This is a genomic window from Serratia sp. H402Y, from assembly GCF_051172415.1.
Taxonomy (GTDB): Bacteria; Pseudomonadota; Gammaproteobacteria; order Enterobacterales; family Enterobacteriaceae; genus Serratia; species Serratia ureilytica.
The window spans coordinates 1,970,325-1,994,956 of record NZ_JBPIYZ010000001.1; the positions used below are offsets into that span (position 1 = coordinate 1,970,325).

A 24,632-nucleotide genomic window follows, 5' to 3' on the forward strand; every position below is an offset into this window, starting at 1 on the left:
GGGGGCCTTTTCATTTTTAGAGCGTATAACCCTGATCCCGTCATTCCTCTCTCTTTTAGTAAATATCCTAATTCGCTTTTGCGCCGTACATGAGATCGCAGCGAAAAAAAAGGGACCCAAAGGCCCCTTCTCTCGCATTTATCCGCGTTCAATTATTGAACCTGATAGAATGCCTTATACCAGTCAACAAAGCGCTTCACGCCCTCTTCAACGCTGGTTTCCGGTTTAAAACCAATGTCACGATAAAGCTCTTCCGTATCCGCGCTGGTATCCATCACATCGCCCGGTTGCATCGGCAGCATATTCTTACGGGCCGTTACCCCCAATGCCTGCTCCAGAGCGCTGATATATTCCATCAGTTTAACAGGAGCACTATTGCCGATATTATAAACATGGTACGGCGCGGAACTGGTTGCCGGCGAGCCCTGCTCAACGGTCCATGACGGATCCGCCTGCGGAATAACCGCCTGCAACCGCACTATCGCCTCGGCGATATCATCGATGTAAGTAAAATCGCGGTGCATTTCACCGTGGTTATATACGTCGATGCTCTCCCCGGCCAATATGGCTTTGGTAAATTTGAACAGCGCCATATCCGGACGCCCCCAGGGACCATATACGGTAAAGAACCGCAGCCCGGTCGTCGGGAGACCGTATAAATGGGAATAGCTGTGGGACATCAGCTCATTGGCTTTTTTAGTCGCCGCATACAGTGACACCGGATGATCGACAGAATCTTCGGTGGCGAATGGAAGCTTGCGATTCAGGCCATATACCGAGCTGGAGGAGGCGTAAAGTAAATGTTCGACCTTATTATGACGGCAGCCTTCCAAAACGTTTAAATGACCGATCAGGTTGGCATCGGCATAAGCCAACGGATTGACCAGCGAATAACGTACGCCGGCTTGAGCCCCCAAATGAATGACTCGCTGGAACTGATGCCCGGCAAACAATGCCGCCATGCCTTCACGATCGGCCAAATCCAGCTTGATAAAGCGGAATCCCGGCTTATCCGCCAGTCGATCCAGACGGGCCGTTTTCAGGCCCACGTCATAATAATCATTCAGGTTATCAATGCCGACAACCTGATGACCGGCGGTCAATAAACGCTCTGCAACGTGATAACCGATAAACCCTGCGGCGCCTGTAACCAGGAATTTCATGCTCACTCCTTAAATAACCGGTTTAATCGAGGCGCCGCGGCCAATTGCGTAATAGGTGAAACCGCGGCTCTCTAAACGCTCCGGATCGTACAGGTTACGGCCATCGAAGATCACCGGCTGCTTCAACGCGCCCTTGATCACATCAAAGTCCGGCGCGCGGAAGTTCTGCCATTCGGTGCAGATCACCAGCGCATCGGCGCCGTGCAATGCAGCTTCTTTGGTGCCCACCAGCTTCAAATCGTCACGCTGGCCATAGATGCGCTGAACTTCGTTCATCGCCTCCGGATCGTAGGCTTGAACGGTGGCGCCTGCGGCCCACAGCTGTTCCATCAGCACGCGGCTGGAAGCTTCACGCATGTCATCGGTATTCGGCTTGAACGCCAACCCCCACAGCGCGAAGGTTTTCCCCTTAAGATCGCTGCCGAAGTAGTCGTTGATAAAACTGTTCAGCTTGTCTTTCTGCTGATAGTTGACCTGCTCTACCGCCTGCAACAGCTTCGGTTGGTAACCGATCTGCTCCGCCGTACGGATCAGCGCCTGGACATCTTTCGGGAAGCAAGAGCCGCCGTAGCCGCAACCCGGGTAGATGAAGTGATAGCCGATGCGTGAGTCGGAACCGATGCCCTGACGCACTTTCTCAATGTCCGCGCCCAGCATTTCCGCCAGGTTGGACATTTCGTTCATAAAGCTGATCTTGGTCGCCAGCATGCAATTAGCGGCATATTTGGTCAGCTCCGCACTGCGGATATCCATCATGATCATACGATCGTGATTGCGGTTAAACGGTTCGTACAGCTCGCGAATAGGCTCGATCACATCTTTATTGTCGGTACCGATCACGATGCGCTCAGGACGCATGCAGTCTGCCACCGCCGCGCCTTCCTTCAAGAATTCCGGGTTGGATACCACGTCAAACGGCACGTTGCTGCCGCGTTTCGCCAGCGTTTCAGCCATCACCTGACGCACCTTGTCCGCCGTACCGACCGGCACGGTGGATTTGTCGATCACCACTTTGCGATCGGTCATGTGCTCGGCGATAGTGCGCGCCACCGCGGTGACATACTTCAGGTCGGCGGAACCGTCTTCATCCGGCGGCGTGCCGACGGCGATGAACTGGATAGTCCCGTGCGCCACACCCGCTTTGGCATCGGTGGTGAAATGCAGACGGCCGGCCTCATAGTTTTGCTGCACCAGCGGCGTCAGACCCGGTTCGAAAATCGGGATATTCCCTTTTTTCAGGTTTTCGACTTTTCGCTCATCGACATCAATACACATAACGTCATGGCCAACTTCAGCCAGTACGGCGGCCTGCACCAAACCCACATAACCAATACCAAAAACTGTTACTTTCATGTGAAAATCCTAGTTTTCAAATTAAGACGAAAGATCACTCAATTATTTCTTGTCAGCGGCAACGACCTGTTGCAGCCACTGAGAAAATTCTTTGCCCAAGCTGGCATGGCGCATGCCGTATTCCACGAAGGCCTGCATGTAACCCAGTTTGTTACCGCAATCATGGCTCACGCCTTTCAGGTGATACGCTTCCACCGTTTCCTGCTGCATCAGCATTTCGATGCTGTCAGTCAGCTGAATTTCGTCGCCGGCGCCCGGAGGCGTTTTCGCCAACAGCGGCCAGATATCGGCGGAGAGGACATAACGACCGACAATCGCCAGGTTAGAAGGCGCTTTCTCCGGCGACGGCTTCTCGACCACGCTGACCATCGGCGCGCTTTCGCCCGGATGCAATTCGACGCCCTTACAGTCGGCTACGCCGTAGTTGCCAACATCTTTATGCGGCACAGGTTCAACCATGATCTGGCTGATGCCGGTGGTTTCGAAGCGCTGCAGCATGTCGTGCAAGTTGTCTTTTTTCGGATCGGCGCTGTATTCGTCAAGGATCACGTCCGGCAACACCACCGCGACCGGCTCATCGCCCACCATCGGGTAGGCACACATAATCGCGTGCCCCAAGCCTTTGGCATTCCCCTGACGGACTTGCATCACGGTAACGCCCTTCGGACAGATTGACTGCACTTCGTCCAGCAATTGACGCTTGACGCGTTTTTCCAACATCGCTTCCAGTTCGAAACTGGTATCAAAATGGTTTTCGATCGAGTTCTTGGAGGAGTGGGTGACCAGCACAATCTCGTTAATCCCTGCCGCAATGCACTCATTGACGACGTATTGGATCAGCGGTTTATCAACCAGCGGCAGCATTTCTTTCGGAATGGCTTTGGTGGCCGGTAACATCCGCGTACCCAAGCCTGCAACCGGGATCACGGCTTTTCTGACTTTGCGATTTACAGCAGGCATTATTTCCTCTCTTAAAGCTGAAGCGCTCATTTCATGAGCTCGGGCTCGATATAAAAAAACCTTCGGAGTATACCAGCTTATGCGCGCCTGGCATTAACCAGAACACAAATAGGAAACATTTAGGACTATTACCCGTTCTGATAATCGGAGAAGAAATAGACGGTTTAATTACCGATAAGTGAATAGCTTAAGATATCGCCGATCAACGTCCATTATTCGGCGCTGAGCATCAGCCGCAATCGGCCGCCGCTGCCCCATACCTGGCATTGCCAGGCCGTACAGCGTTGACTGATCTGGTTCATGTAGGTGGCGCCCAGCGTGCCCAGCGGCACGCCGTTGCTTAGCTGAATTTGATTGTCGCCGGTATTGACGTTGGCATGCAGCCCGGCGGAAACCAGAATCAGGTTTTTATTTTCGGCATGATAATATCCCAGCAACAGCGGGAATTGGCCGTCTAATTTCCCCTGCCGCAATAATTGATTAACCTGCTTTAACAATGCCGACATTTGCGGCAGGCGATGTTGTTGATTAGCCAGATGGTCTTGCAGCAACCCATTAAATAATGCGCGTAACAGCAGCGCCGCCAATACGCCATTATCACCGGCGCGCGTGACGTCCAGGCAATAGAACGCCAGGTCTTTTTCTGACAATGCCGCGATATCCAGCACCAGCCCGGGATTTTCGCCCGTGGTTAACTGGCGATAGTTGATCCGGCAATGCGCAATGGTTTGCTGCACCGGCGGCTGCAATTGCTTAAGCAGTTTGACGGCTTCGGAAGGATTCTTGCTCAGCGCGTCCCAATCCTGAAACAGCTCAACCTCTTCAATCGCCTGGGAGGTGAACATATTGGGGTATAAACACGCCAGCACCGCCTCACGCAGGCGATTGAGATCGGTCAGCGGCTTCAGCAGCACATCCTGTACGCCCAAACGCAGCACCTTGGCGATGTCCGCCATCTTGTCGGTAGCGGAGATCACCAGCACCGGGATCTGCAGCCCCTGCAGACGCAGGTGTTCAACGAATTCGATGCCGCCCATTTCCGGCATCGCGAGATCGCACAGAATCAGATCCGGCTTGAAGTCATCGACGGCACTCAGCGCCTGTAAACCGTTGGTCGCCTCGCCGGTTTCAGCGCCCAGCGAGGTCAGATAACCGACCAGCACGGAACGAAAAACCTGTTCGTCCTCAACGATCAAGATACGCTTGTGAGTGAGTGGTAATGCCATCAGCCGAGCCTCGTCCCTTTCCATAGTGTAATAGTGGCTCAAAAAGGTCACTTATGCTCGTCTGAAACAGACCAACCGCGCATTGCCAACCAAGAACCGATAATTATCTATTTTTTATCAACGGCAACAACCGATCCAGTTGTTTTTCAACCGCCAGCAACCCCGCCTCGATCGCTTCATCGGCGCGGTGGAAATCCAGCGTTGAGATCTGCGGGCAAAAAGGCTGGATCAAAACGTCCGGCGGATCGCTCGCCATCCGGTTGCGCTTCAGGCGATTTTCCAGCATTTGAATCGACGTGCTCATAATCTCCATCGCCGTCGGCGCCGTCGTCGGTTTGCGCTTGCGCATTCTGCCGACGCGCTCCCGCAGGCGCCCGCGCCAGGTCTCCGCAGGCGTATCGTCCGGGCGTTCGTCCTCGCCGCGTATCGAGAACAGATCCTGCTGCATCAAATGCGCGTCATGCTGCAGATCGACCGCAATGACAATATCGGCGCCCAGCGCCCGGCAGAGCGACACCGGTACCGGATTGACCACTGCGCCGTCCACCAGCCAATAGCCGTCGGCCCACACTGGCGCCAATAGACCTGGCATGCTGCAAGAAGCGCGCACCGCCTGATGAATATCGCCTTCGGTCAGCCACAGTTCGCGGCCGGTGCTGAGATTGGTCGTCACGGCGCCGAACTTCAGCGCACATTCGGCAATATCATTGATCTTCAACAGTTGCCCGACGGCAGTGAACACCCGATCGCCGCGCAACAAACCGCCGCGCTGCCAGGAAAAATCCATCAGACGAATGACGTCCCAATAGCTGAACGACCGCACCCACTGCTCCATCACCGGCAAACGGTGACTGGCGAATGCCGCCCCCACCAACGCACCGACAGAGCAGCCGGCAACGATATCGACCTCAATCCCCAGTTTCTTTAACGCATTGATCACGCCGATGTGCGCCCAGCCTTTAGCCGAGCCCGCTCCCAGCGCCAGTCCGATCTTGATTTGCCGCATAGCGCCATCCTCTCGGTAAAAGGTGTTCTCTGCTTTCAGGGTAGATTGTCACTGACGAATATTGTTAGGTAACATATGCGCTAAATTCATTTTCAGCCTCGTTTTCTCAGGAGTTATTTTGCCCGAATCATGCCCATGCGGCAGCGGACTGGCGTATAACGCGTGCTGCGCCCCTTTTATCAGCGGCAGTCAGCCGGCGCCGACGCCCGGCCAACTGATGCGTTCACGCTTCACCGCCTACGTGAATCATAACGTCGACTATCTGATCGCCACCTGGCACCCCGACTGCGGCGCCGAAGCATGGCGCAATGCGATCGTCGACAGTTTCAAAAACACCGAATGGCTGGGCTTGACGATCGTCGAGGAGCAAACCGGCCATGAGCCGGACGAAGGCTTCGTCGAATTCATCGCCCGCTTCACCGATGGCGAAAGCGGCGAGCCCCAGGCGATGCATGAGCGCTCACGCTTCCTTCGTCGCGATCAACGTTGGTATTATATCGACGGCAGCAAACCCCAGCCCGGCCGAAATGCGATATGTCCCTGCGGTTCAGGGAAAAAATATAAGAAGTGCTGCGGGCGCTAGCCGGCCGGCGCTTCACGTTAACGCCTGCGCAGACAGGCCGTTCAGTATCAGACAGGATCCTCAAACCCATGCCACACCAAAATGTACAACGAAAAGTGTTACGCACCATCTGCCCGGACGCCAAAGGGCTGATCGCCAAGATCACCAACATCTGTTACAAGCACGAGCTCAATATCGTCCAGAATAATGAGTTCGTCGATCACCGCACCGGGCGTTTCTTCATGCGCACCGAGCTGGAAGGCATTTTCAACGACAACACGCTGCTGGCCGATCTGGACAGCGCCCTGCCGGAAGGTTCGCTGCGTGAGTTGCACAGCACCGGACGTCGGCGCATCGTGGTGCTGGTCACCAAAGAGGCGCACTGCCTGGGCGATCTGTTGATGAAAAGCGCCTATGGCGGCCTCGACGTTGAGATCGCCGCCGTAATCGGCAACCACGACACGCTGCAAACGCTGGTGGAGCGTTTCGATATTCCTTTCCATCTGGTGAGCCACGAAGGATTGACGCGCGAACAGCACGACCGCGAAATGACGGCCAAGATCGATCAATATCAGCCGGATTACGTGGTGTTGGCCAAATATATGCGCGTGCTGACGCCGGCCTTCGTGCAACATTATCCGAATCAGGTGATCAACATTCACCATTCGTTCCTGCCGGCGTTTATCGGCGCGCGGCCTTATCACCAGGCCTACGAACGCGGCGTGAAAATCATCGGCGCCACGGCTCACTACGTTAACGACAATCTCGACGAAGGCCCGATCATCATGCAGGACGTGATCCACGTCGATCACACCTATTCCGCCGAGGATATGATGCGCGCCGGCCGCGACGTAGAGAAAAACGTGCTCAGCCGAGCCCTGTATCAGGTGTTGGCGCAGCGCGTCTTCGTCTACGGCAATCGCACCGTTATTCTGTAATCGCTCAATAAATCGGTGCATTTCGTTCAGGGATGCACCGCCAAGAATAAAAAAACGGCAAACGATTCATTTTCTGCATTTCAATGCTTTACACATCCGCTTCATTTGATATGATGCGCCCCGCTTACCGAGACAGCGCTCTCGCAAGCAAGGCCAGTTAAATAGCCATGCATATGGTGGGGTTCCCGAGCGGCCAAAGGGAGCAGACTGTAAATCTGCCGTCACTGACTTCGAAGGTTCGAATCCTTCCCCCACCACCATCTTCTCTCTGTTGATGAACTTGAAGCGAAAGCTGAAATATCATTAAACGCCGAGGGGGAGGATGAGAAGCTTCGACAAGGTTCGAGCCGAGCGCAGCGAGACAACGCGCTTTAGCGCGGTAATCCTTAGAAGCACACAATAGGAATTTAGCCCATTCCTTAAAAAATCAGCAAATCCATGAATACCATGGTGGGGTTCCCGAGCGGCCAAAGGGAGCAGACTGTAAATCTGCCGTCACTGACTTCGAAGGTTCGAATCCTTCCCCCACCACCATCTCTTACAAGAAATCCCAAAACCGAATTAAAAGCACATCGCCTCCATAATGCTCCGTATTGGGGAAGGATGAGAAGCTTCGACCAAGGTTCGAGTCTCACGCAGTGAGACAACGCGCTTTAGCGCGGCCCGCAGGGTGAGTCGCGCAGCGACGAATCATCCTTCCCCCACCACCATCTCTTACAGAAAATCCCAAAACCCACTTAAAGCACATCGCATCCAACACGTTGCATCCAATGTTCTCGTATCAATAAATCAAGTTATCTCCCCTTATTAACCGCTTTGATCCAGACGTTTTATTTCTCTCCTCCGCCCGTAACTTGAACTCCGGCCGACAATTCGCTATACCACTGGCTTCTTTAGTGCAGTAAGGAACAGGTGGATGCGAAACAATATTTGCGTTTTTTGTGGCGCCAGCGAAGGTGTCAATCCCGCTTATGCCGAGCAGGCTCGCCAACTGGGGCAATTGCTGGCCGCACAGGGACGCCGTTTAATCTACGGCGGCGGCAAAAAAGGACTGATGGGGATTGTGGCGGACGCGGTGTTGGCGGCGGGCGGTGAAGCTGTCGGCATTATCCCCGAGCGCCTGGTTGAAGCGGAAACGGCGCATCGCGGCCTGACTGAATTGGAAGTGGTGCCAGACATGCATACGCGCAAAGCCCGTATGGCGGCGCTGGCGGACAGTTTTATCGCCCTGCCCGGCGGCATCGGCACGCTGGAAGAGCTGTTTGAAATCTGGACCTGGGGGCAAATCGGGTATCACAACAAACCGGTCGGCCTGCTGAACGTCAACGGTTTCTATCGCCCACTGAGCCAGTTCCTCGAACACGTCGCCGATCAGGGCTTCATGCGCCACGACTATCTCGGTACGCTGCACATCAGCGAATCGGCGCAAACGCTGCTGCAACAGTTTGACGACTATCAACCCAAAAATTACGACCGCTGGGCGAAATAATGCCGGCTGCGCAGTCAGCGGGCTCGCCGCTGTCTGCGTTACATTTCCCGCCAAACTCTGCTACTATCACAGCACATTTTTCTCGTGAAAACGGCACCGCTCATGAAGTTTGTCTCTTTTAATATCAATGGACTGCGCGCGCGTCCGCATCAGCTGGCGGCAATTATCGAACAGCACCAGCCCGACGTGATCGGTCTGCAGGAAACCAAAGTTCACGATGACATGTTCCCATTGGAAGAAGTCAGCCAGCACGGCTATCACGTGTTCTATCACGGGCAAAAAGGCCATTACGGCGTGGCGCTGCTGACCAAAGCGGAGCCCCTGGCCGTGCGCCGCGGCTTCCCGACCGATGAAGAAGACGCGCAGCGTCGCATCATCATGGCCGATCTGGCTACGCCGCAGGGCACGCTGACGGTGATCAACGGCTACTTCCCGCAAGGTGAAAGCCGCGACCACCCGATCAAATTCCCGGCTAAAACACGCTTTTATCAGGATCTGCAAAACTACCTGGAGCAGCAGCTGTCGGCGGAATCCCCGGTGCTGATCATGGGCGACATGAATATCAGCCCCAGCGATTACGATATCGGCATCGGCGAAGACAACCGCAAACGCTGGCTGCGCACCGGTAAATGCTCCTTCCTGCCGGAAGAGCGCGAATGGATGGATCGCCTGCTGAACTGGGGCCTGGTCGATACCTACCGCCACGCCAACCCGGGGCGCAACGACGAGTTCTCATGGTTCGACTACCGCTCCAAAGGGTTCGACGACAACCGCGGCCTGCGTATCGATCTGCTGCTGGCCAGCACCCCGCTGGCTTCGCGCTGCATCGCCACCGGCATCGATTACCAAACCCGCGGCATGGAGAAACCTTCCGACCATGCGCCGGTCTGGGCGGAATTTACGCTGTAACCCCATCACCCCGGCGTCCGCCGGGGTTTTACTCTGTGAAGCCAATGAAAATTATCGACGTGGTAGCCGCCATTCTGGAAAAAAATGGCCGCATTTTGCTGGCCCAGCGCGGCGCAGACAGCGATCAGGCCGGTCTGTGGGAGTTTCCCGGCGGCAAAGTTGAGCCGGGTGAAAGCCAACCGCAGGCGCTGGCGCGCGAACTGGATGAAGAATTGGGGATTTGCGCCCGTATCGGCAACTATGTGGGCAGCAATCAGTGGCAGCAAGGCGAACGCCTCATCCGGCTACACGCCTGGCGAGTCGCGGAGTTCTCCGGTGAATTGCAGCTGCATTGTCACTCAGCGCTGGTGTGGGTCACGCCGCAACAGGCGCAGGAATATACCCTGGCCCCGGCCGACGTTCCACTGCTGGCGGACTATATCGCCGCGCAAGGCGATGCACGCTGAGCGCGGCGATAGGTTACATGGTCACTTCTTCAATCGCACCCAAATCAAGGGGTTGGTGCCGATGGTGTTAGGCTCACGCACGCACTGCAGCACTTCTCCTTCGACTTTGAGCACCGCGCCTTCGGAATAGTTTTGATTCTGGTAGACGCAACAGCGGTTGCAGGGTTGCGCCGGTGGCGAATTGGCGCCGTTTTTCGCCGTGCCCCAAATCTCCGGCGAAACCGGCAACACCACGTCCACATCGCCCCGGTTGGCGGCCGCCAGGCCGCAGTACGCCAGGGCAGCGGCAGCCAGCACCCCATTGAGTCCGTGCTTCATTCACTCTTCTCCTGCGCCTTACCGGCGCTTTTCCTGCGTTTTTTGCCTCCGCTGGAAGGCGGCGGCGGCAACCCACGAAACGCCATGCTCGCCCGGCTCTGCTTAGCCTGATAAATCAGCTCTTGCAGCGTGCCGACCAACGGCTGCATAAAGTCCTGATAACGGCAGGATTTCTCGCTGATTTGCGTCAGCGTTGCCTCCCAGTTGGCCGTCATATCAGGACGCGCAGCAAGATCCGGCAGCGAGTGAATCAACGCGCGCCCGGTTTCGCTGGAGTGAATATAGCGTCCCTTCTTGTACAGAAACGCCCGTTTGAACAGCAATTCGATGATCCCCGCTCGCGTCGCTTCCGTACCTAAACCATCGGTCGCCCGCAGGATTTTCTTTAGCGCTTTATCTTGTACAAAGCGCGCGATGCCGGTCATGGCCGACAACAGACTGGCGTCGGTAAACGGCCGCGGGGGCTGCGTCTGGCGCTCCACCACCTCACCGCGCTCACACAGCAGCTCATCATCTTTAGCCACCACCGGCAGCGGTGCGCCTTCGTTTTCTTCGTCGCGCTCCTTGCTGCCCAGCAGCGTACGCCAACCGGCTTCTGCCAGGAAACGCGCCTTGGCGATAAATTTGCCGCCGGCGATATCCAGCTCAATCACGCATTTGCGGAATACCGCATCCGGACAAAACTGCATCAGATACTGGCGCGCCACCAGCCCATACACGTTCCGTTCATCCTGCGTCAGATTAATCTTGCCGGCACGGGCGGTGGGAATGATAGCGTGGTGCGCATCGACTTTTTTATCGTCCCAGCAACGGTTGCGGCGATCGCTGTCGATCACCGGCTGCGGATACAGCTCAGGCTGGTGCACGCTGATGGCGTTCAGCACCGCGTGACGGCCGGCGAAATGCTCTTCCGGCAGGTAGCGGCAGTCGGAACGCGGATAGGTGATTAATTTATGGGTTTCGTACAACCGCTGGCAAACGTCCAGCACCTGTTGGGCGCTGAGGTTATAACGCCGGGCCGCTTCGATTTGCAGCGTGGAGAGCGAAAACGGCAGCGGCGCGGTATCTGATTCCCGTTTATCGTTATAGGACGTGACCAGCGCCGGCTGGCCCTCGATGCGCTTGACCACGTGCTCCGCCAACGGCCGGTGCAGCAAACGCCCCTCTTCGTCCTGATAAGGCTCGCACGACTCGCTGGGCTGCCACAGCGCCACGAAACGCTCTTCTTTCGGCGTAACGATGTGCGCCTTGACCTCAAAGAAGTCTTTCGGCACGAAGTTTTCGATCTCTTCATCGCGCCGCACCACCAACCCCAGCACCGGCGTCTGCACCCTGCCCACCGACAACACGCCGTCATAACCGGCGTTGCGGCCCAGCAGCGTATAAGCGCGGGTCATATTGATACCGTACAGCCAGTCGGCGCGTGAGCGCGCAAGAGCGGACACGCACAGCGGGATGAAGTCACGGTTGTCGCGCAGGCGTTCAACCGCGCGCTCCACCGCCTGCGGGTTGAGATCGTTGATCAGACAGCGGCGCACGTTCTGGCGTTTTTCCGGCGTCAGATCCAGGTAGTCCAGCACCTCATCCACCAGCAGCTGCCCTTCACGATCCGGGTCGCCGGCGTGAACTACTTCATCGGCTTCAAGCAGCAACTTTTTAATGGCGTTGAGCTGTTTACTGACCGAAGGCCGCGGCTGCAACCGCCATTTTTCGGGAATGATCGGCAGATCCGCCAATGACCAGCGCGCATAGCGGCTGTCATAAGCGTCAGGCTGAGCCTGCTCCAACAGGTGGCCTACGCACCAGGTCACCACATCGTTGTTGCCGCAGGCGATATACCCGTCGCCGCGGCGATGCGGCTTGGGCAATACGTCGGCAATGGCGCGCGCCAAACTCGGTTTCTCGGCTATGAACAGTCGCATTATTCACCGTTTTTCTGGCTGAACGTCATCAAGAATTCTCTTACTTCTGCATAGTTCCCACGGAAGACAATCCGCTGGGCTTTCTTTTCCAACTGATAGCAATACATCGGATCGTAGTACTGCTGCAACAGGGGCGCCAACCACTCGCGGTGCGCCTCGCCCTGGCCGCTGAGCCGCTGTGTCCGCAGCGCCGCTTCCAGTCGTTGCGTCAGCTGCTGGAAGCGTTCCAGCCCCAGGCGGCGGCGTATGGCAAACAGGCCGTGGTGCAGATAGTCGTCGTACTGTCGCCAGCCCTCTTCCATGCCATAGGCCTGTTCGAACTGTTCGCGCATGCCGTCGATATATTCCGCCTGCAAACGCGCCAGGCGAATGTCAAACGGATCGTCGATCACCGCCACCGGCGCCTGCTGCATCCCATTGAACAACGGCAGCGGCAAATTGTTGCTGCCGATGATCCGCCCTTCGTCTTCCAGCACCCAACGGCGGCTGCCACCATGCTGTTTTTTCAGCAATAACACAGCCAGACGATTCTCAAAATCGATCTGCGAGCTCTGGCCCGCCAGCGTTCGACCAAAAGATGAACCGCGATGGCGCGCCGCGCCTTCCAGATCGACGCCGTCGGCCAATTCGTTGACCAGCAACGTCTTGCCGCTGCCGGTATTGCCGCCCACCAGGGCCATCGGCAATGCCGCGCTTTGCGCCAGCACGCCGAGCAAATAATTGCGCAACGCCTTATAACCGCCAATGATCCGCGGGTACTCGACGCCGGCCTCATGCAGCCATTGCTGCACCAGCTGCGAGCGCAGACCGCCGCGGAAGCAATAGAGATAGCCTTCGGGCCGCTGCGCACAGGCCGCCAGCCAGGCGGCGGTGCGCTGTTCGCGCAGTTTGCCGTTCACCAGACTGTGGCCGAGCGCTATCGCCGCTTGCTGCCCATGCTGTTTATAGCAGGTGCCCACCGCCTGCCGCTCGCTGTCGATCATCAGCGGCAGGTTCAGCGCCTGAGCGAAGGCGCCCTGCTGAAACTCGATCGGCGCGCGCACGTCAATCAGCGGCACGTCCTGCAGGAAAATGCGTTGGTAATCGTCGCTGTCCGGCCTTCCTTGCATGTTGGACACTACACGACCTCGATCAGCGGCTTATCGGCCGATGCCACATGCAGCTCGCCAATGGCGTTGAGCGTAATGCCATGCTGTTCGGCAATCGCCAGCACCTGCGCTTCCGCCTCCGGCAATACCGCCAACAGCAAACCGCCGGAGGTCTGAGGATCGCACAGCAACTGGCGCTGCAGATCGCTCATCTCGCCCACCAGATGGCCATAGCTGTCGAAGTTGCGCCCGGTACCGCCCGGCACGCAGCCCTCGGCGATATACGCCTCGACGTCCGGCAGCTTCGGCACCCGATCGAACCAGACCGTCGCCTGCAGGCCGGAGCCCTGACATACCTCGCTCAGGTGGCCCAGCAGGCCAAAACCGGTGATGTCGGTCATCGCCGTGACGCCCGCCACCTCGGCAAAGTCGGCGCCCGGCTTGTTCAGGCGGCACATCACGTCCGTCGCCAGCCCCTGATGCTCGGGGCGCAGCTTGCTTTGCTTCTCGGCGGTCGTCAGCACGCCGATGCCCAGCGGCTTGGTCAGATAGAGTTTAGCCCCGGCCCGCGCGGCGCTGTTCTTCTTCACCCGCTCGGTATTGACCACGCCGGTGACCGCCAGGCCGAAGATAGGTTCAGGCGCATCGATGGAGTGGCCGCCGGCCAGCGCGATCCCCGCCTGCTGGCAGGCGAAACGCCCACCGTCGATCACCTGCTGCGCCACCTCCGGCGGCAGTTTGGCGATCGGCCAGCCGAGAATGGCGATCGCCATGATCGGTTTGCCGCCCATGGCGTACACGTCGCTGATGGCGTTAGCGGCGGCGATGCGGCCGAAATCGAACGGATCGTCGACGATCGGCATGAAGAAATCGGTGGTGCTGATAATGCCGACGCCGTTGCCGATGTCATATACCGCCGCGTCGTCGCGGGTTTCATTGCCGACCAGCAGACGCGGATCGACAAATTTCTCCCGCTCGCTGTGCAGGATGGTTTCGAGAACTTTCGGTGAGATTTTGCAGCCGCAGCCAGCGCCATGGCTGTACTGGGTTAAACGGATCGCTGGCGATGTCATAGTCCACTCCCTTCGATAACGGCACTCAAGATAACATAGGGTAGCGCTTGCCGAGGGGATTGATAAGAGCGTGCCGCCGATAAGCGAACGGCCTGCTCAGAAACCATGCAATTTTGCGGGGTTTGGCGCATTTTCGCCGCGCCCCGTCGGATAATACTTAGAAATAGCTGACGAAAGGCGTGCTGTCCGGCGGCGTCACTTTAGTGGCGGCCTTCAGCTGCGGCGTGCCCAGATAGAGGAAACCGACGATCTCGTCCTGCTCGCGGCAACCGAAGGCTTCACGCACCAGCGCATGCTCGGTCCAGGCGCCGGTGCGCCAGATGCCGTTAAAGCCCTGCGCCAGCGCCGCCATCTGCATCGCCTGCACGGCGCAACCGGCGGAAACCACCTGCTCCCAGCGCGGCACCTTGGTCTCTTCAGTGCAATGCGCGATGACGGTGATGATCAGCGGTGCGCGGAACGGCGCCTTGGTGGCTTTTTCGATCGCCGCCTCATCCAGCTGATCCTGCTTCGCCGCCGCCTGCAGCAGCTGACTGAAGCGCTCCAGGCCCTGATTCTCGATCATCACGAAACGCCACGGCTGCAGCGCGCCGTGATCGGGCGCACGCAGGCCCGCGTTGATGATGTTTTGGCGCACTTCCCCCGCCGGCGCCGGTTCCGCCAGGCGCGAAGCCGAGCGACGATTCAATAAAAGATCCAGAGCATCCATCGTAAACTCCTGATAACAATTTTCATTCCGGCCACGTTAACATAGCTAAACGGCGAGTTACAGCCTCGGCGATAGCGTCTGTGTGCCACGATTTAAAGCTGACATTTACCCGGCCGCTCATTAGGATAGCGGAACATTCTCGACTCTTGTTGGAGAGCACATGCGCACATTGTGGCAAATTATTGCCGGCATTTTCCGGTGGACATGGCGTCTGCTGAATTTTATCAGGGAACTGATCCTTAACCTGTTCCTGGTCCTGCTGATCCTGATTGGGGTCGGCATCTATCTGTCCTTCCAAAGTTCCTCCACCTCAACGGCCCCGGCGCGCGGCGCGCTGTTGGTCGATTTAAGCGGCGTGGTGGTCGATCAGCCTTCGGTAAACAACCGGGTGCGGCAATGGGGGCGTGAACTGTTGGGCGCCTCCAGCAGCCGCCTGCAGGAGAACTCGCTGTTCGACGTGGTGGACAGCATCCGCAAGGCCAAAGACGACAAAAACATTACCGGCATGGTGTTGCAGCTGAATGACTTCGCCGGCGCCGATCAGCCCTCGCTGCGCTATATCGGCAAAGCGCTGCGCGAGTTCCGCGACAGCGGCAAACCGATCTTCGCCATCGGCGACAGTTACAATCAAACGCAATACTACCTGGCCAGCTACGCCAACAAGGTCTACCTCTCGCCGCAGGGCGCGGTCGATCTGCACGGTTTCGCCACCAACAACCTGTATTACAAGTCGTTGCTGGACATGCTCAAGGTCACCACCAATATCTTCCGCGTCGGCACCTATAAATCGGCGGTCGAACCGCTGATCCGCGACGACATGTCCCCGGCGGCGCGCGAAGCGGACAGCCGCTGGATCGGCGGCCTGTGGCAGAACTATCTGGAAACCGTGGCGGCCAACCGGCAGCTGACGCCGCAGCAGCTGTTCCCCGGCGCCGCCGGCGTGCTGAGCGGCCTGCAGGCGGCAGGCGGCGACACCGCCCGCTATGCGCTGGACAATAAGCTGGTGGACGAGCTGGCGTCGCGCACCGCGATCGAAAATCAGCTGGTCAAAACCTTCGGCTGGGACAAACAGGCGAACGATTTCAACGCCATCAGCATCTACGACTACCAGCCGAAGCCGGACGCCAACCAGGGCGGCAAGATCGCCGTGGTGTTCGCCAACGGCGCCATCATTGACGGCCCGCAGACGCCGGGCAACGTCGGGGGCGACACCACCGCCGCCGAGCTGCGTCAGGCCCGTCTGGATCCGGCCGTCAAAGCCGTGGTGTTCCGCGTCAATAGCCCTGGCGGCAGCGTCAGCGCGTCCGAAGTGATCCGCTCCGAGCTGGCCGCCGTGCGCGCCGCCGGCAAACCGGTGGTGGTGTCGATGGGCGGCATGGCCGCGTCGGGCGGTTACTGGGTCTCGACGCCGGCCGACTACATCATCGCCAGCCCGAGCACGCTGACCGGCTCCATCGGTATTTTCGGCATCATCAATACCTACGAGAAAACCCTGGATACGCTGGGCGTGCACACCGACGGCGTAGCGACATCCCCGCTGGCCGATATCGCGGTCACCAAGGCGTTGCCGCAGGAGTTCTCGCAGATGATGCAGCTGAATATCGAAAACGGGTATAAGAACTTCCTCGATCTGGTCGCCAAATCACGCAAGATGACCCCGCAGCAGGTTGACCAAATCGCACAGGGCCACGTGTGGCTCGGCAGCGACGCCAAGGCCAACGGCCTGGTCGATCAGTTGGGCGATTTCGACGATGCGGTGAAGAAAGCCGCTGAGCTGGCGAAACTGCAACAGTGGCAGCTCGACTGGTTCGTCGACACCCCGAGCCTGAGCGATATGGTGCTCAGCCAGTTCGGCGTTTCCATTCACGCCATGCTGCCGGCGGCGATTCAGGCCATGCTGCCTGCCCCGCTGGCCTCGGTCGCCAATGCGGTGAAAGAGCAGCCGGGTTTGTTCAATAACTTGAACGATCCGCAGAACCGTTACGCGATCTGTCTGACCTGCGGAGAAGTCCGCTAACAAATAATTCTGCAGCCCGGCCTCCGCCGGGCTTTTTTTCTGCCGCCATGTCCCTATAATTCAGCCCATCTTATCTTTGTTAAAATCATAACCATGCAAAAGAAATCCATTTACGTCGCCTACACCGGCGGCACCATCGGCATGCAGCGTTCCGAGCACGGCTATATTCCGGTTTCCGGCCACCTGCAGCGTCAGCTGGCGCTGATGCCGGAATTCCATCGGCCGGAGATGCCGGATTTCACCATTCATGAATACGCGCCGCTCATCGATTCCTCGGACATGACGCCGGAAGACTGGCAGCACATCGCCGACGACATCAAACAGAACTACGATCGCTACGACGGCTTCGTGATCCTGCACGGCACCGATACCATGGCGTTCACCGCCTCGGCGCTCTCCTTCATGCTGGAGAACCTGGCCAAACCGGTGATCGTCACCGGCTCGCAGATTCCGCTGGCGGAGCTGCGCTCCGATGGCCAAACCAATCTGCTGAATGCACTGTACCTGGCGGCCAACCATCCGGTGAACGAAGTCAGCCTGTTCTTCAACAACAAGCTGTTCCGCGGCAACCGTACTACCAAAGCGCACGCCGACGGCTTCGACGCTTTCGCGTCACCCAACCTGCCGCCGCTGCTGGAAGCCGGTATCCACATTCGTCGCCAGCACGGCATCGACAGCCCGGTTTGCAACGGTGCGTTGCAGGTACATGACATCACGCCACAACCGATCGGCGTCGTCACCATCTATCCGGGCATTTCCGGCGCGGTGGTGCGCAACTTCCTGCTGCAGCCGGTCAAGGCGCTGATCTTACGCTCCTACGGCGTCGGCAACGCGCCGCAGAAGGCCGAGCTGATCGACGAGTTGCGCGCGGCTTCCGAACGCGGCATCGTAGTGGTCAACCTGACGCAGTGCATCTCCGGGCGCGTCAATATGGAAGGCTACGCCACCGGCAACGCGCTGGCGCACGCCGGGGTGATCAGCGGTTTCGACATGACGGTGGAAGCCGCTCTGACCAAGCTGCACTACCTGTTGAGCCAGCCGCTGACGCCGGAACAAATCCGCGCCCTGATGCAGCAAGATCTGCGCGGCGAGCTGAGCATCAACGGTTAACCTACCGATCTTTGGAGCGGCGATGAAAACGGCCCTGTTGTTGATTGATCTGCAAAATGATTTCTGCCCCGGCGGCGCGCTGGCGGTCACGGAGGGCGACGCCGTCATCCCGGTCGCCAATCAGGCGATCGCCGCCTGCCTGGCGCGCGGCGAACCGGTGGTGGCCAGCCAGGACTGGCATCCCGCCAATCACCGCAGCTTTGCGGTGAACTCCGATGCGCAAGTCGGCACCCTCGGTGAACTGGAAGGTTTGCCGCAGGTGTGGTGGCCGGTGCACTGCGTGCAAGGGAGCCTCGGCGCCGATTTTCATCCTCAACTGCAGCGGCAACACATCAATGCCGTCTTTCGCAAAGGACAGGATACGGACATCGACAGCTATAGCGCGTTCTTCGATAACGGCCACCGGGCGCAGACCGAACTGCACGGCTGGCTGCAATCGCAGGGCATTCAGCGGCTGGCGATCATGGGCCTGGCAACCGACTATTGCGTGAAGTTCAGCGTGCTGGATGCGCTGGCTGCCGGCTATCCGACGCAGGTGATCGTCGACGGCTGCCGCGGCGTGAATCTGCAGCCGGACGACAGTGAGCGGGCGCTGCAGGAAATGGCGCGCGCCGGCGCGCAGCTAGTTACCCTGTCACAATTTCTCGCCAATTAAATCCTGCCGGGCGCTATCGGCGCCCTCTCTGGGCGGCGGCGAAAATATCGACGCCGCTCACAATGCTGTTCTTCTTCTCCTCCAGCCGCTTGTGACCGGCAGGCGCTTTTGCTGTTATGGCAGCGACGCTTTTGGCGTCAAACGGTTATACGCATCCGGGGCCCGCTGAGCCCGGCTTTATTGTGACCGCTACTGGCGGTACGGTCGGCCTTGCCGATCCCAAGGAGACAAACATGAAAATAACCCGAAAACTGCTGCCTTTGCTGGCGGCGGTGCAGTTGGCTATCGCCGGTATCGGCGCGGCTCAGGCGGCCTATCTCTCCGTCGGCTACTTCAACGGCGGCGGCGACGTCACCGCCGGCCCCGGTGGTGACATCGACAAGCTGGACGTGACGCAAATCACCCACCTCAACTATTCGTTTGGCCTGATCTACAACGACGAGAAAGACGAAACCAATGCGGCGCTGAAAGACCCCGCTCGCCGCCACCAGATCTACCTGTCGCCGAAAGTCACGGCCGATCTGCAACGTCTGCCGGTGCTGCGCAAACAGAACCCCGAGCTGAAAGTGCTGTTGTCGGTCGGAGGCTGGGGCGCACGCGGTTTCTCCGGCGCCGCCGCCACCGCGGAAAACCGGGCGATTTTCATTCGCTCCGCGTTGCAGGTGATCGAGCAGTACCGGCTGGATGGGATCGATCTGGACTGGGAATACCCGGTAAACGGCGCCTGGGGTTTGGTGGAAAGCCAACCGGCAGACCGCGACAACTTCACCCTGCTGCTGAAAGAGCTTCATCAGGCGCTGGGTAAAGGCAAACTGTTGACCATCGCCGTTGGCGCCAACGTCAAAAGCCCACGTGAATGGGTCGATGTGAAAAATATTGCGCCCTACCTCAATTACATCAATCTGATGACCTACGACATGGCTTACGGCACGCAGTACTTCAATGCCAACCTGTACGATTCAACGCGTTGGCCAACCGTAGCCGCCGCCGATCGCTACAGCGCCGATAACGTAGTAAAGCATTATCTGGCCGCCGGTCTGAAACCGGCGCAGATGAACCTCGGGATCGGTTTCTACGGCCGGGTGCCGAAACGGGCGACCGAGGCGGGCATCGACTGGGACAAACCGGATGCCGCCAACCATCCGGTGACGCAGCCTTACTTCAGCGCGCGAGAAATCGCCCTGTTCCGCACGCTGGGATTGGATCTCAGCAAAGACACTTATTTTAAATACCGCGATATCGTCAACAAATTGCTCAACGATCCGCAGCAGCGTTTCCGCGAGCACTGGGATGACGACGCCAAAGTGCCATACCTGACGCTGCAATCCGCCGAAGGCAAACCGCTGTTCGCCATCTCGTACGAGAACCCGCGTTCGGTGGCCATCAAGGCCGATTACATCAAAAGCCAGGGATTGGGCGGTGCGATGTTCTGGGAATACGGCGCAGACGACAATAACCGGCTGGCGCAGCAGCTGGCGGAATCGCTGGGCATAAAGGGCGAGAAACGTTGAATCGACGGGGCGATGGCGACATCGCCCCGCTTTAGGGGTGGAGCCTTACTGCGGCTTGAGTTTCACCAGCGGCTCGGCAACGAACTGCTGCTTCAGCTCTTGTTTGCTCTTCATCACGATCTGCCCGTCGGTGCCGATGCTCATATGCTGCGGATCGACGTTGTTCATCGACTGCCACAGCATCACCGCCTGTAGGCTGTTTTCCTTTTGCTCCGGCGTCAGCGCCACGCCGTCCGGCCATTTGCCCAGTTCAACCGCCTGCACCAGGCGTTGGTATATCTCGGGCGTCATCGCCGCAATCAGATCTTTCACGTCCATCAGGGCCCTTCTCGCTTACGGAAGAATAATTAGCTGAATCGATTTTGTTGGTTAAATTACCGCTTAACCGGCCGTTTGATCGCCATTTTCACCATCGGTGAAACTCAGCGAGGCGGAATTGACGCAGTAACGGTCACCGGTCGGCTGCGGGCCATCGGGGAATACATGCCCCAGGTGCGCGTCGCAGTGGCCACAGCGGATTTCAACACGATGCATATTATGTGAATTATCATCAAGATAACGGATTGCATCGGCGGAAACCGGCTCGTAAAAGCTGGGCCAGCCGCAGCCGGAATCGTATTTGGTTTCGGAATAGAACAGCGGCTGGTTACAGCACAGACAATGGTACACGCCCTCACGCTTGTTCTGCAGCAATTTGCCGCTAAACGGCGCTTCGGTGCCACGCTGTTGCGTGACATAACGTTGGATTTCATTCAGTTCCGTGACCGGATGAGCGGGGGTTGTCTCTTTAGCCATTTGTGCTTATCTCTGAATGTGGATAATGTCAACGAAAACAATGATTAATAATAACAAAAAATTAACACCGCTGCAGGGGTTTTTGGCCTAAACTGTAGCCCATAAAGGCCACGTCACGATGATATGTGATAGCGATCACACATCTTGCGTATGCTGACTTTATACTTGGCGGCTTGTCCCCATATAACGGATGAGGCCGAGCGCAAATGGACTGTGCAATAAGCGTGCAAAACCACCCTTCCGGTTTGACTTGCCGCAAGTATTGACACGATTCCGCTTGACGCTGGGTAAGGTTTTTGTAATTTTACAACCAACCTTTTATTCACTAACAAATAGCTGGTGGAATATATGACTATCAAAGTAGGTATCAACGGTTTTGGCCGTATCGGTCGCATTGTTTTCCGTGCTGCTCAAGAGCGTTCTGACATCGAGATCGTTGCAATCAACGACCTGTTGGACGCAGAGTACATGGCTTACATGCTGAAGTATGACTCTACTCACGGCCGTTTCAACGGTACGGTAGAAGTTAAAGACGGCCATCTGGTTGTTAACGGCAAAACCATCCGTGTTACCGCAGAGAAAGACCCGGCTAACCTGAAGTGGAACGAAGTGGGCGTTGATGTGGTTGCTGAAGCGACCGGTATCTTCCTGACCGACGAAACCGCGCGTAAACACATCACCGCCGGCGCTAAAAAAGTGGTTCTGACTGGCCCATCCAAAGATGCGACCCCAATGTTCGTTCGCGGCGCCAACTTTGACAAATATGCCGGCCAGGACATCGTTTCCAACGCCTCTTGCACCACCAACTGCCTGGCGCCGCTGGCTAAAGTCATCAACGACAACTTCGGTATCGTTGAAGGCCTGATGACCACCGTTCACGCCACCACCGCGACTCAGAAAACCGTTGATGGCCCGTCTCACAAAGACTGGCGCGGCGGCCGCGGCGCATCCCAGAACATCATCCCTTCTTCTACCGGCGCAGCGAAAGCGGTTGGCGTGGTTCTGCCAGAGCTGAAAGGCAAACTGACCGGCATGGCGTTCCGCGTACCGACCCCTAACGTGTCCGTTGTTGACCTGACCGTGCGTCTGGAAAAACCGGCTACCTATGAAGAAATCAAGAAAGCCATCAAAGACGCCGCTGAAGGCTCTATGAAAGGCGTTCTGGGCTATGTTGAAGACGACGTGGTTTCCACCGACTTCAACGGCGAAGTGCTGACTTCCGTGTTCGATGCCAAAGCCGGTATCGCACTGAACGACAACTTCGTGAAACTGGTTTCCTGGTACGACAACGAAACCGGCTACTCCAACAAGGTTCTGGATCTGATCGCTCACATCTCCAAGTAATGGCATGATGTTAAGCTGATAATGAGGGCGACATTTTTTGTCGCCCTTTTTTTACCCGTCATCTTTCGAGTCACAGCGTTGTTCGCTGCACACACTCACCTCAGTCACTGTCTAAGCATGCGCCTGAGGGCCTGGTTGTGACCCGAAAGCTAATAGGGTCCATTTCTATTTCCGGCAAACAATAGGTTATGAAATGAACGAGAAAATTTTCACCCTGCCCGTTTCCGAACAGATTTCTCCTTATATCAGCCAGCGCCAACTCGATGAGCTGGGCGTGGTGGTCGTGTCGCACCCGAAAGTGCGCGCGGCGGTCGCGCTGCAGGGCGCCCATTTGCTGGCCTGGCAGCCTAGCGGTGAGCAGCCGGTGATTTGGCTCAGCAACAACACGCCTTTCGCCAAAGGCAAGGCCATCCGCGGCGGCGTGCCGATCTGCTGGCCGTGGTTCGGCCCGGTGGCGCAACCCTCCCACGGGTTCGCCCGCAACCAGCCCTGGAGCCTGACGGCGCACGATGAAGATGACAACGGCGTCATCCTGACCTTTACGCTGAAAGACAATGAGCAGACCCGCAAGCTGTGGCCGCACGCCTTCACGCTGATTGCTCGCTTCAAGCTGGGTGAAGAGTGCGAGATCGAACTGGAATCGCACGGCGATTATCAAGCCACGGCGGCGCTGCACAGCTACTTCCAGGTTGGCGATATCGATCGGGTCAGCGTGGCGGGCCTGGGCGAACCTTATATTGATAAGGTGGCGGGCGGCGTCGAAGCGCGTCAGACGGGCGAAGTGACCTTCGTCGGCCAAACTGACCGCGTCTATACCCGTCCGGAGGCCTTCAGCCTGATCCGCGATCCGGCGCTCGCACGCACCATCGAGGTTCATCACCATCATATGAGCGACGTTATCGCCTGGAACCCCGGCGTAGAGCTGTCCTGCAGCATGGGAGACATGCCGAACGACGGTTACAAGACCATGGTCTGCGTTGAGACCGGGCGCGTCAGCAAACCGCTGGTCGCCGCCGGCGAACAACCCGCCCGTTTGGGTGTGACCTTCCGCAGCCGTAAAAAGGCCTGAAACCCCGTGCGCGTCAGCGCACTACGGATGTGCAAAAGGGGCGCTCGCGCCCCTTTTTGATGCACGCCATGCACGCTTATCGTGCAATGCGCGATTAGAAGGTGTAGCTCACACCCGTCATCAGCAAACCGGTGTAAGATTTATCCACCATCGGGCTGTCTTTCACTTCATCCGACAACTTCACATAGCGGCCGAGGAAGAAGGCGTTCCAGCTCTTGTTGATCTGGTAATTGGCGCTCAGCTCGAGATACGGCGCCCAGCTATCGCTCGGGGTGTAGCTGTCCAGACCGCTGCGGCGCGATTCATTGGCGCTGATGCCATAGTAATATTTGTTCTGGTTTTTGCTGTTCCACATCACGCCTACGCCCGGAACCAGCGTCAACGCGTCCAGATCAAACTTGTACAGATAGGCCACATCGCCCACCAGCCCGTTGCTGTAGTTCAGCGTGTCGCCGGTGAAGGTGGTGCGAATGGTGCCCCACTCTGCGTTGTGTGAATAGGCCAGGCCGGCCATCAGCGTGCCGCGACGCTTGTCGAGACGCTTCATGCGATCGTCGTCGCTGTCGCCCGGACGGTAGCCCCATGGCGTGTAATACCCCATGATGCTCAGCTGATTTTCTTGATCTTTCCACAGGTAGTAACCGGCGGTCAGAGTACGGAAGTAGAAGTCGTCACCTTCATAGTCGATGACGGGCACCGGATAAACGCGATCCTGATAACCGCGATACGGGTCCGGGCTAACCAGCGCGGCAGCACCCAGTGACCAGGTTCCCGCCTGGGCACTTTGCGCACAAACCATTGCGGAAGCGATAATTGCTAGCGTTTTGAGTTTTGAAATCTTCACTGGTTCTTTTTCCATAAATTACAGGGTTAATAGCCGCAATAGTTTATGTGAAAATTTAGTTACGCGCCTAATCTTTACAATAGAAAACGACCAAGATCGAATAACTTATAGCGGAATTATGAATT

Annotated in this window: 24 protein-coding genes, 2 tRNA genes and 1 other RNA gene; 14 read left to right on the plus strand and 13 right to left on the minus strand. The window is 57.5% G+C overall.

The features are described from left to right. Window positions 1-152: 152 nt before the first annotated feature. The 5 genes from ACSBQS_RS09635 to rssA form a co-directional block, all read right to left on the minus strand. Complete coding sequence (locus ACSBQS_RS09635; RefSeq protein ID WP_172756184.1) at window positions 153-1,163, minus strand: NAD-dependent epimerase; 1,011 nt, start codon at window positions 1,161-1,163, stop codon at window positions 153-155. A gap of 9 nt (window positions 1,164-1,172) precedes the next feature. Then, entirely contained in the window at window positions 1,173-2,516 is a 1,344-nt protein-coding gene (locus ACSBQS_RS09640) for a UDP-glucose dehydrogenase family protein (RefSeq protein ID WP_094142707.1), read from the minus strand. A gap of 42 nt (window positions 2,517-2,558) precedes the next feature. After that, window positions 2,559-3,476 carry a UTP--glucose-1-phosphate uridylyltransferase GalU gene (galU, locus tag ACSBQS_RS09645; protein ID WP_033650221.1) on the minus strand — a complete coding sequence of 306 codons (918 nt, stop codon included), beginning with the start codon at window positions 3,474-3,476 and terminating at the stop codon, window positions 2,559-2,561. 212 nt (window positions 3,477-3,688) lie between these two features. Continuing rightward, the gene (rssB, locus tag ACSBQS_RS09650; protein ID WP_004932178.1) at window positions 3,689-4,702 is read right to left on the minus strand and encodes a two-component system response regulator RssB; all 1,014 of its coding nucleotides are present in this window, start codon (window positions 4,700-4,702) and stop codon (window positions 3,689-3,691) included. Window positions 4,703-4,805: 103 nt separating this feature from the next. Next, entirely contained in the window at window positions 4,806-5,708 is a 903-nt protein-coding gene (rssA, locus tag ACSBQS_RS09655) for a patatin-like phospholipase RssA (protein WP_089191886.1), read from the minus strand. Between the two features lie 118 nt (window positions 5,709-5,826). On the opposite strand from rssA, the gene ACSBQS_RS09660 reads away from it, so the two are divergent. From ACSBQS_RS09660 to ACSBQS_RS09695, 8 genes are all read left to right on the plus strand, one after another. Continuing rightward, window positions 5,827-6,291: a YchJ family protein gene (locus ACSBQS_RS09660; RefSeq protein ID WP_033643306.1), complete on the plus strand. Its 465-nt coding sequence runs from the start codon at window positions 5,827-5,829 to the stop codon at window positions 6,289-6,291. A 68-nt stretch (window positions 6,292-6,359) separates the two neighbouring features. After that, window positions 6,360-7,208 carry a formyltetrahydrofolate deformylase gene (purU, locus tag ACSBQS_RS09665; RefSeq protein ID WP_004932187.1) on the plus strand — a complete coding sequence of 283 codons (849 nt, stop codon included), beginning with the start codon at window positions 6,360-6,362 and terminating at the stop codon, window positions 7,206-7,208. A gap of 175 nt (window positions 7,209-7,383) precedes the next feature. Continuing rightward, window positions 7,384-7,468, plus strand: a tRNA-Tyr gene (locus ACSBQS_RS09670). 189 nt (window positions 7,469-7,657) lie between these two features. Next, window positions 7,658-7,742: transfer RNA gene (locus ACSBQS_RS09675), tRNA-Tyr, on the plus strand. 48 nt (window positions 7,743-7,790) lie between these two features. After that, window positions 7,791-7,918: non-coding RNA, RtT sRNA (locus ACSBQS_RS09680), on the plus strand. A gap of 206 nt (window positions 7,919-8,124) precedes the next feature. Further along, window positions 8,125-8,697: a TIGR00730 family Rossman fold protein gene (locus ACSBQS_RS09685; protein WP_004932190.1), complete on the plus strand. Its 573-nt coding sequence runs from the start codon at window positions 8,125-8,127 to the stop codon at window positions 8,695-8,697. A gap of 102 nt (window positions 8,698-8,799) precedes the next feature. After that, entirely contained in the window at window positions 8,800-9,606 is an 807-nt protein-coding gene (gene xthA, locus ACSBQS_RS09690; RefSeq protein WP_004932192.1) for an exodeoxyribonuclease III, read from the plus strand. Window positions 9,607-9,650: 44 nt separating this feature from the next. Next, window positions 9,651-10,052, plus strand: coding sequence for a pyrimidine (deoxy)nucleoside triphosphate diphosphatase (locus ACSBQS_RS09695; RefSeq protein WP_033650971.1), 402 nt, complete (start codon window positions 9,651-9,653; stop codon window positions 10,050-10,052). Window positions 10,053-10,073: 21 nt separating this feature from the next. On the opposite strand, the gene ACSBQS_RS09700 is transcribed toward ACSBQS_RS09695, so the two are convergent. From ACSBQS_RS09700 to ACSBQS_RS09720, 5 genes are all read right to left on the minus strand, one after another. Beyond that, entirely contained in the window at window positions 10,074-10,370 is a 297-nt protein-coding gene (locus ACSBQS_RS09700) for a YnjH family protein (protein ID WP_033643308.1), read from the minus strand. Next, window positions 10,367-12,292, minus strand: a complete 1,926-nt coding sequence (locus ACSBQS_RS09705) for a DNA topoisomerase III (RefSeq protein WP_021503851.1) — start codon at window positions 12,290-12,292, stop codon at window positions 10,367-10,369. Before ACSBQS_RS09705 ends, ACSBQS_RS09700 begins: the two co-directional genes overlap by 4 nt. After that, on the minus strand, window positions 12,292-13,401 hold the full coding sequence (gene mnmH / locus ACSBQS_RS09710) for a tRNA 2-selenouridine(34) synthase MnmH (protein ID WP_164057232.1): 1,110 nt from the start codon (window positions 13,399-13,401) through the stop codon (window positions 12,292-12,294). Before mnmH ends, ACSBQS_RS09705 begins: the two co-directional genes overlap by 1 nt. Window positions 13,402-13,409: 8 nt before the next feature. Further along, entirely contained in the window at window positions 13,410-14,453 is a 1,044-nt protein-coding gene (gene selD / locus ACSBQS_RS09715) for a selenide, water dikinase SelD (RefSeq protein WP_042784711.1), read from the minus strand. Window positions 14,454-14,610: 157 nt separating this feature from the next. Then, the gene (locus tag ACSBQS_RS09720; protein ID WP_004932204.1) at window positions 14,611-15,162 is read right to left on the minus strand and encodes an NAD(P)H nitroreductase; all 552 of its coding nucleotides are present in this window, start codon (window positions 15,160-15,162) and stop codon (window positions 14,611-14,613) included. A gap of 160 nt (window positions 15,163-15,322) precedes the next feature. Between ACSBQS_RS09720 and sppA the strand changes: the two genes are divergently transcribed. The 4 genes from sppA to ACSBQS_RS09740 all read left to right on the plus strand — a co-directional run bounded on the left by sppA (window position 15,323) and on the right by ACSBQS_RS09740 (window position 20,455). After that, window positions 15,323-17,179 carry a signal peptide peptidase SppA gene (gene sppA, locus ACSBQS_RS09725; RefSeq protein ID WP_089194849.1) on the plus strand — a complete coding sequence of 619 codons (1,857 nt, stop codon included), beginning with the start codon at window positions 15,323-15,325 and terminating at the stop codon, window positions 17,177-17,179. A 93-nt stretch (window positions 17,180-17,272) separates the two neighbouring features. After that, on the plus strand, window positions 17,273-18,289 hold the full coding sequence (gene ansA / locus ACSBQS_RS09730; RefSeq protein ID WP_033643312.1) for an asparaginase: 1,017 nt from the start codon (window positions 17,273-17,275) through the stop codon (window positions 18,287-18,289). A 22-nt stretch (window positions 18,290-18,311) separates the two neighbouring features. Next, window positions 18,312-18,944 (plus strand): bifunctional nicotinamidase/pyrazinamidase, encoded by a 633-nt coding sequence (gene pncA, locus ACSBQS_RS09735; RefSeq protein WP_089191889.1) that lies wholly within the window; start codon window positions 18,312-18,314, stop codon window positions 18,942-18,944. 233 nt (window positions 18,945-19,177) lie between these two features. Then, window positions 19,178-20,455 (plus strand): glycoside hydrolase family 18 protein, encoded by a 1,278-nt coding sequence (locus tag ACSBQS_RS09740; protein WP_197666135.1) that lies wholly within the window; start codon window positions 19,178-19,180, stop codon window positions 20,453-20,455. A 45-nt stretch (window positions 20,456-20,500) separates the two neighbouring features. On the opposite strand, the gene ACSBQS_RS09745 is transcribed toward ACSBQS_RS09740, so the two are convergent. Together ACSBQS_RS09745 and msrB are read right to left on the minus strand one after the other, a co-directional pair. Next, window positions 20,501-20,773, minus strand: coding sequence for a YeaC family protein (locus ACSBQS_RS09745; protein WP_004932218.1), 273 nt, complete (start codon window positions 20,771-20,773; stop codon window positions 20,501-20,503). A 63-nt stretch (window positions 20,774-20,836) separates the two neighbouring features. Continuing rightward, window positions 20,837-21,250, minus strand: coding sequence for a peptide-methionine (R)-S-oxide reductase MsrB (gene msrB, locus ACSBQS_RS09750; RefSeq protein ID WP_197666134.1), 414 nt, complete (start codon window positions 21,248-21,250; stop codon window positions 20,837-20,839). A gap of 348 nt (window positions 21,251-21,598) precedes the next feature. On the opposite strand from msrB, the gene gapA reads away from it, so the two are divergent. Both gapA and ACSBQS_RS09760 read left to right on the plus strand, forming a co-directional pair. Beyond that, the gene (gapA, locus tag ACSBQS_RS09755; RefSeq protein WP_016927474.1) at window positions 21,599-22,594 is read left to right on the plus strand and encodes a glyceraldehyde-3-phosphate dehydrogenase; all 996 of its coding nucleotides are present in this window, start codon (window positions 21,599-21,601) and stop codon (window positions 22,592-22,594) included. A gap of 193 nt (window positions 22,595-22,787) precedes the next feature. Further along, complete coding sequence (locus tag ACSBQS_RS09760; RefSeq protein ID WP_033643316.1) at window positions 22,788-23,663, plus strand: D-hexose-6-phosphate mutarotase; 876 nt, start codon at window positions 22,788-22,790, stop codon at window positions 23,661-23,663. Window positions 23,664-23,757: 94 nt separating this feature from the next. Here ACSBQS_RS09760 and ACSBQS_RS09765 read toward each other — a convergent pair whose 3' ends face one another. Next, window positions 23,758-24,522, minus strand: coding sequence for a MipA/OmpV family protein (locus ACSBQS_RS09765; RefSeq protein ID WP_069100696.1), 765 nt, complete (start codon window positions 24,520-24,522; stop codon window positions 23,758-23,760). Window positions 24,523-24,632 lie beyond the last annotated feature (110 nt).

What these genes read in the sequence shown, in the direction of transcription:
- ACSBQS_RS09635 (WP_172756184.1), bottom strand. Translation starts at nt 1,163, where the DNA reads ATGAAATTCCTGGTTACAGGCGCCGCAGGGTTTATCGGTTATCACGTT.
- ACSBQS_RS09640 (WP_094142707.1), bottom strand. Translation starts at nt 2,516, where the DNA reads ATGAAAGTAACAGTTTTTGGTATTGGTTATGTGGGTTTGGTGCAGGCC.
- galU (WP_033650221.1), bottom strand. Translation starts at nt 3,476, where the DNA reads ATGCCTGCTGTAAATCGCAAAGTCAGAAAAGCCGTGATCCCGGTTGCA.
- rssB (WP_004932178.1), bottom strand. Translation starts at nt 4,702, where the DNA reads ATGGCATTACCACTCACTCACAAGCGTATCTTGATCGTTGAGGACGAA.
- rssA (WP_089191886.1), bottom strand. Translation starts at nt 5,708, where the DNA reads ATGCGGCAAATCAAGATCGGACTGGCGCTGGGAGCGGGCTCGGCTAAA.
- purU (WP_004932187.1), top strand. Translation starts at nt 6,360, where the DNA reads ATGCCACACCAAAATGTACAACGAAAAGTGTTACGCACCATCTGCCCG.
- ACSBQS_RS09685 (WP_004932190.1), top strand. Translation starts at nt 8,125, where the DNA reads ATGCGAAACAATATTTGCGTTTTTTGTGGCGCCAGCGAAGGTGTCAAT.
- xthA (WP_004932192.1), top strand. Translation starts at nt 8,800, where the DNA reads ATGAAGTTTGTCTCTTTTAATATCAATGGACTGCGCGCGCGTCCGCAT.
- ACSBQS_RS09695 (WP_033650971.1), top strand. Translation starts at nt 9,651, where the DNA reads ATGAAAATTATCGACGTGGTAGCCGCCATTCTGGAAAAAAATGGCCGC.
- ACSBQS_RS09700 (WP_033643308.1), bottom strand. Translation starts at nt 10,370, where the DNA reads ATGAAGCACGGACTCAATGGGGTGCTGGCTGCCGCTGCCCTGGCGTAC.
- ACSBQS_RS09705 (WP_021503851.1), bottom strand. Translation starts at nt 12,292, where the DNA reads ATGCGACTGTTCATAGCCGAGAAACCGAGTTTGGCGCGCGCCATTGCC.
- mnmH (WP_164057232.1), bottom strand. Translation starts at nt 13,401, where the DNA reads ATGCAAGGAAGGCCGGACAGCGACGATTACCAACGCATTTTCCTGCAG.
- selD (WP_042784711.1), bottom strand. Translation starts at nt 14,453, where the DNA reads ATGACATCGCCAGCGATCCGTTTAACCCAGTACAGCCATGGCGCTGGC.
- ACSBQS_RS09720 (WP_004932204.1), bottom strand. Translation starts at nt 15,162, where the DNA reads ATGGATGCTCTGGATCTTTTATTGAATCGTCGCTCGGCTTCGCGCCTG.
- sppA (WP_089194849.1), top strand. Translation starts at nt 15,323, where the DNA reads ATGCGCACATTGTGGCAAATTATTGCCGGCATTTTCCGGTGGACATGG.
- ansA (WP_033643312.1), top strand. Translation starts at nt 17,273, where the DNA reads ATGCAAAAGAAATCCATTTACGTCGCCTACACCGGCGGCACCATCGGC.
- pncA (WP_089191889.1), top strand. Translation starts at nt 18,312, where the DNA reads ATGAAAACGGCCCTGTTGTTGATTGATCTGCAAAATGATTTCTGCCCC.
- ACSBQS_RS09740 (WP_197666135.1), top strand. Translation starts at nt 19,178, where the DNA reads ATGAAAATAACCCGAAAACTGCTGCCTTTGCTGGCGGCGGTGCAGTTG.
- ACSBQS_RS09745 (WP_004932218.1), bottom strand. Translation starts at nt 20,773, where the DNA reads ATGGACGTGAAAGATCTGATTGCGGCGATGACGCCCGAGATATACCAA.
- msrB (WP_197666134.1), bottom strand. Translation starts at nt 21,250, where the DNA reads ATGGCTAAAGAGACAACCCCCGCTCATCCGGTCACGGAACTGAATGAA.
- gapA (WP_016927474.1), top strand. Translation starts at nt 21,599, where the DNA reads ATGACTATCAAAGTAGGTATCAACGGTTTTGGCCGTATCGGTCGCATT.
- ACSBQS_RS09760 (WP_033643316.1), top strand. Translation starts at nt 22,788, where the DNA reads ATGAACGAGAAAATTTTCACCCTGCCCGTTTCCGAACAGATTTCTCCT.
- ACSBQS_RS09765 (WP_069100696.1), bottom strand. Translation starts at nt 24,522, where the DNA reads ATGGAAAAAGAACCAGTGAAGATTTCAAAACTCAAAACGCTAGCAATT.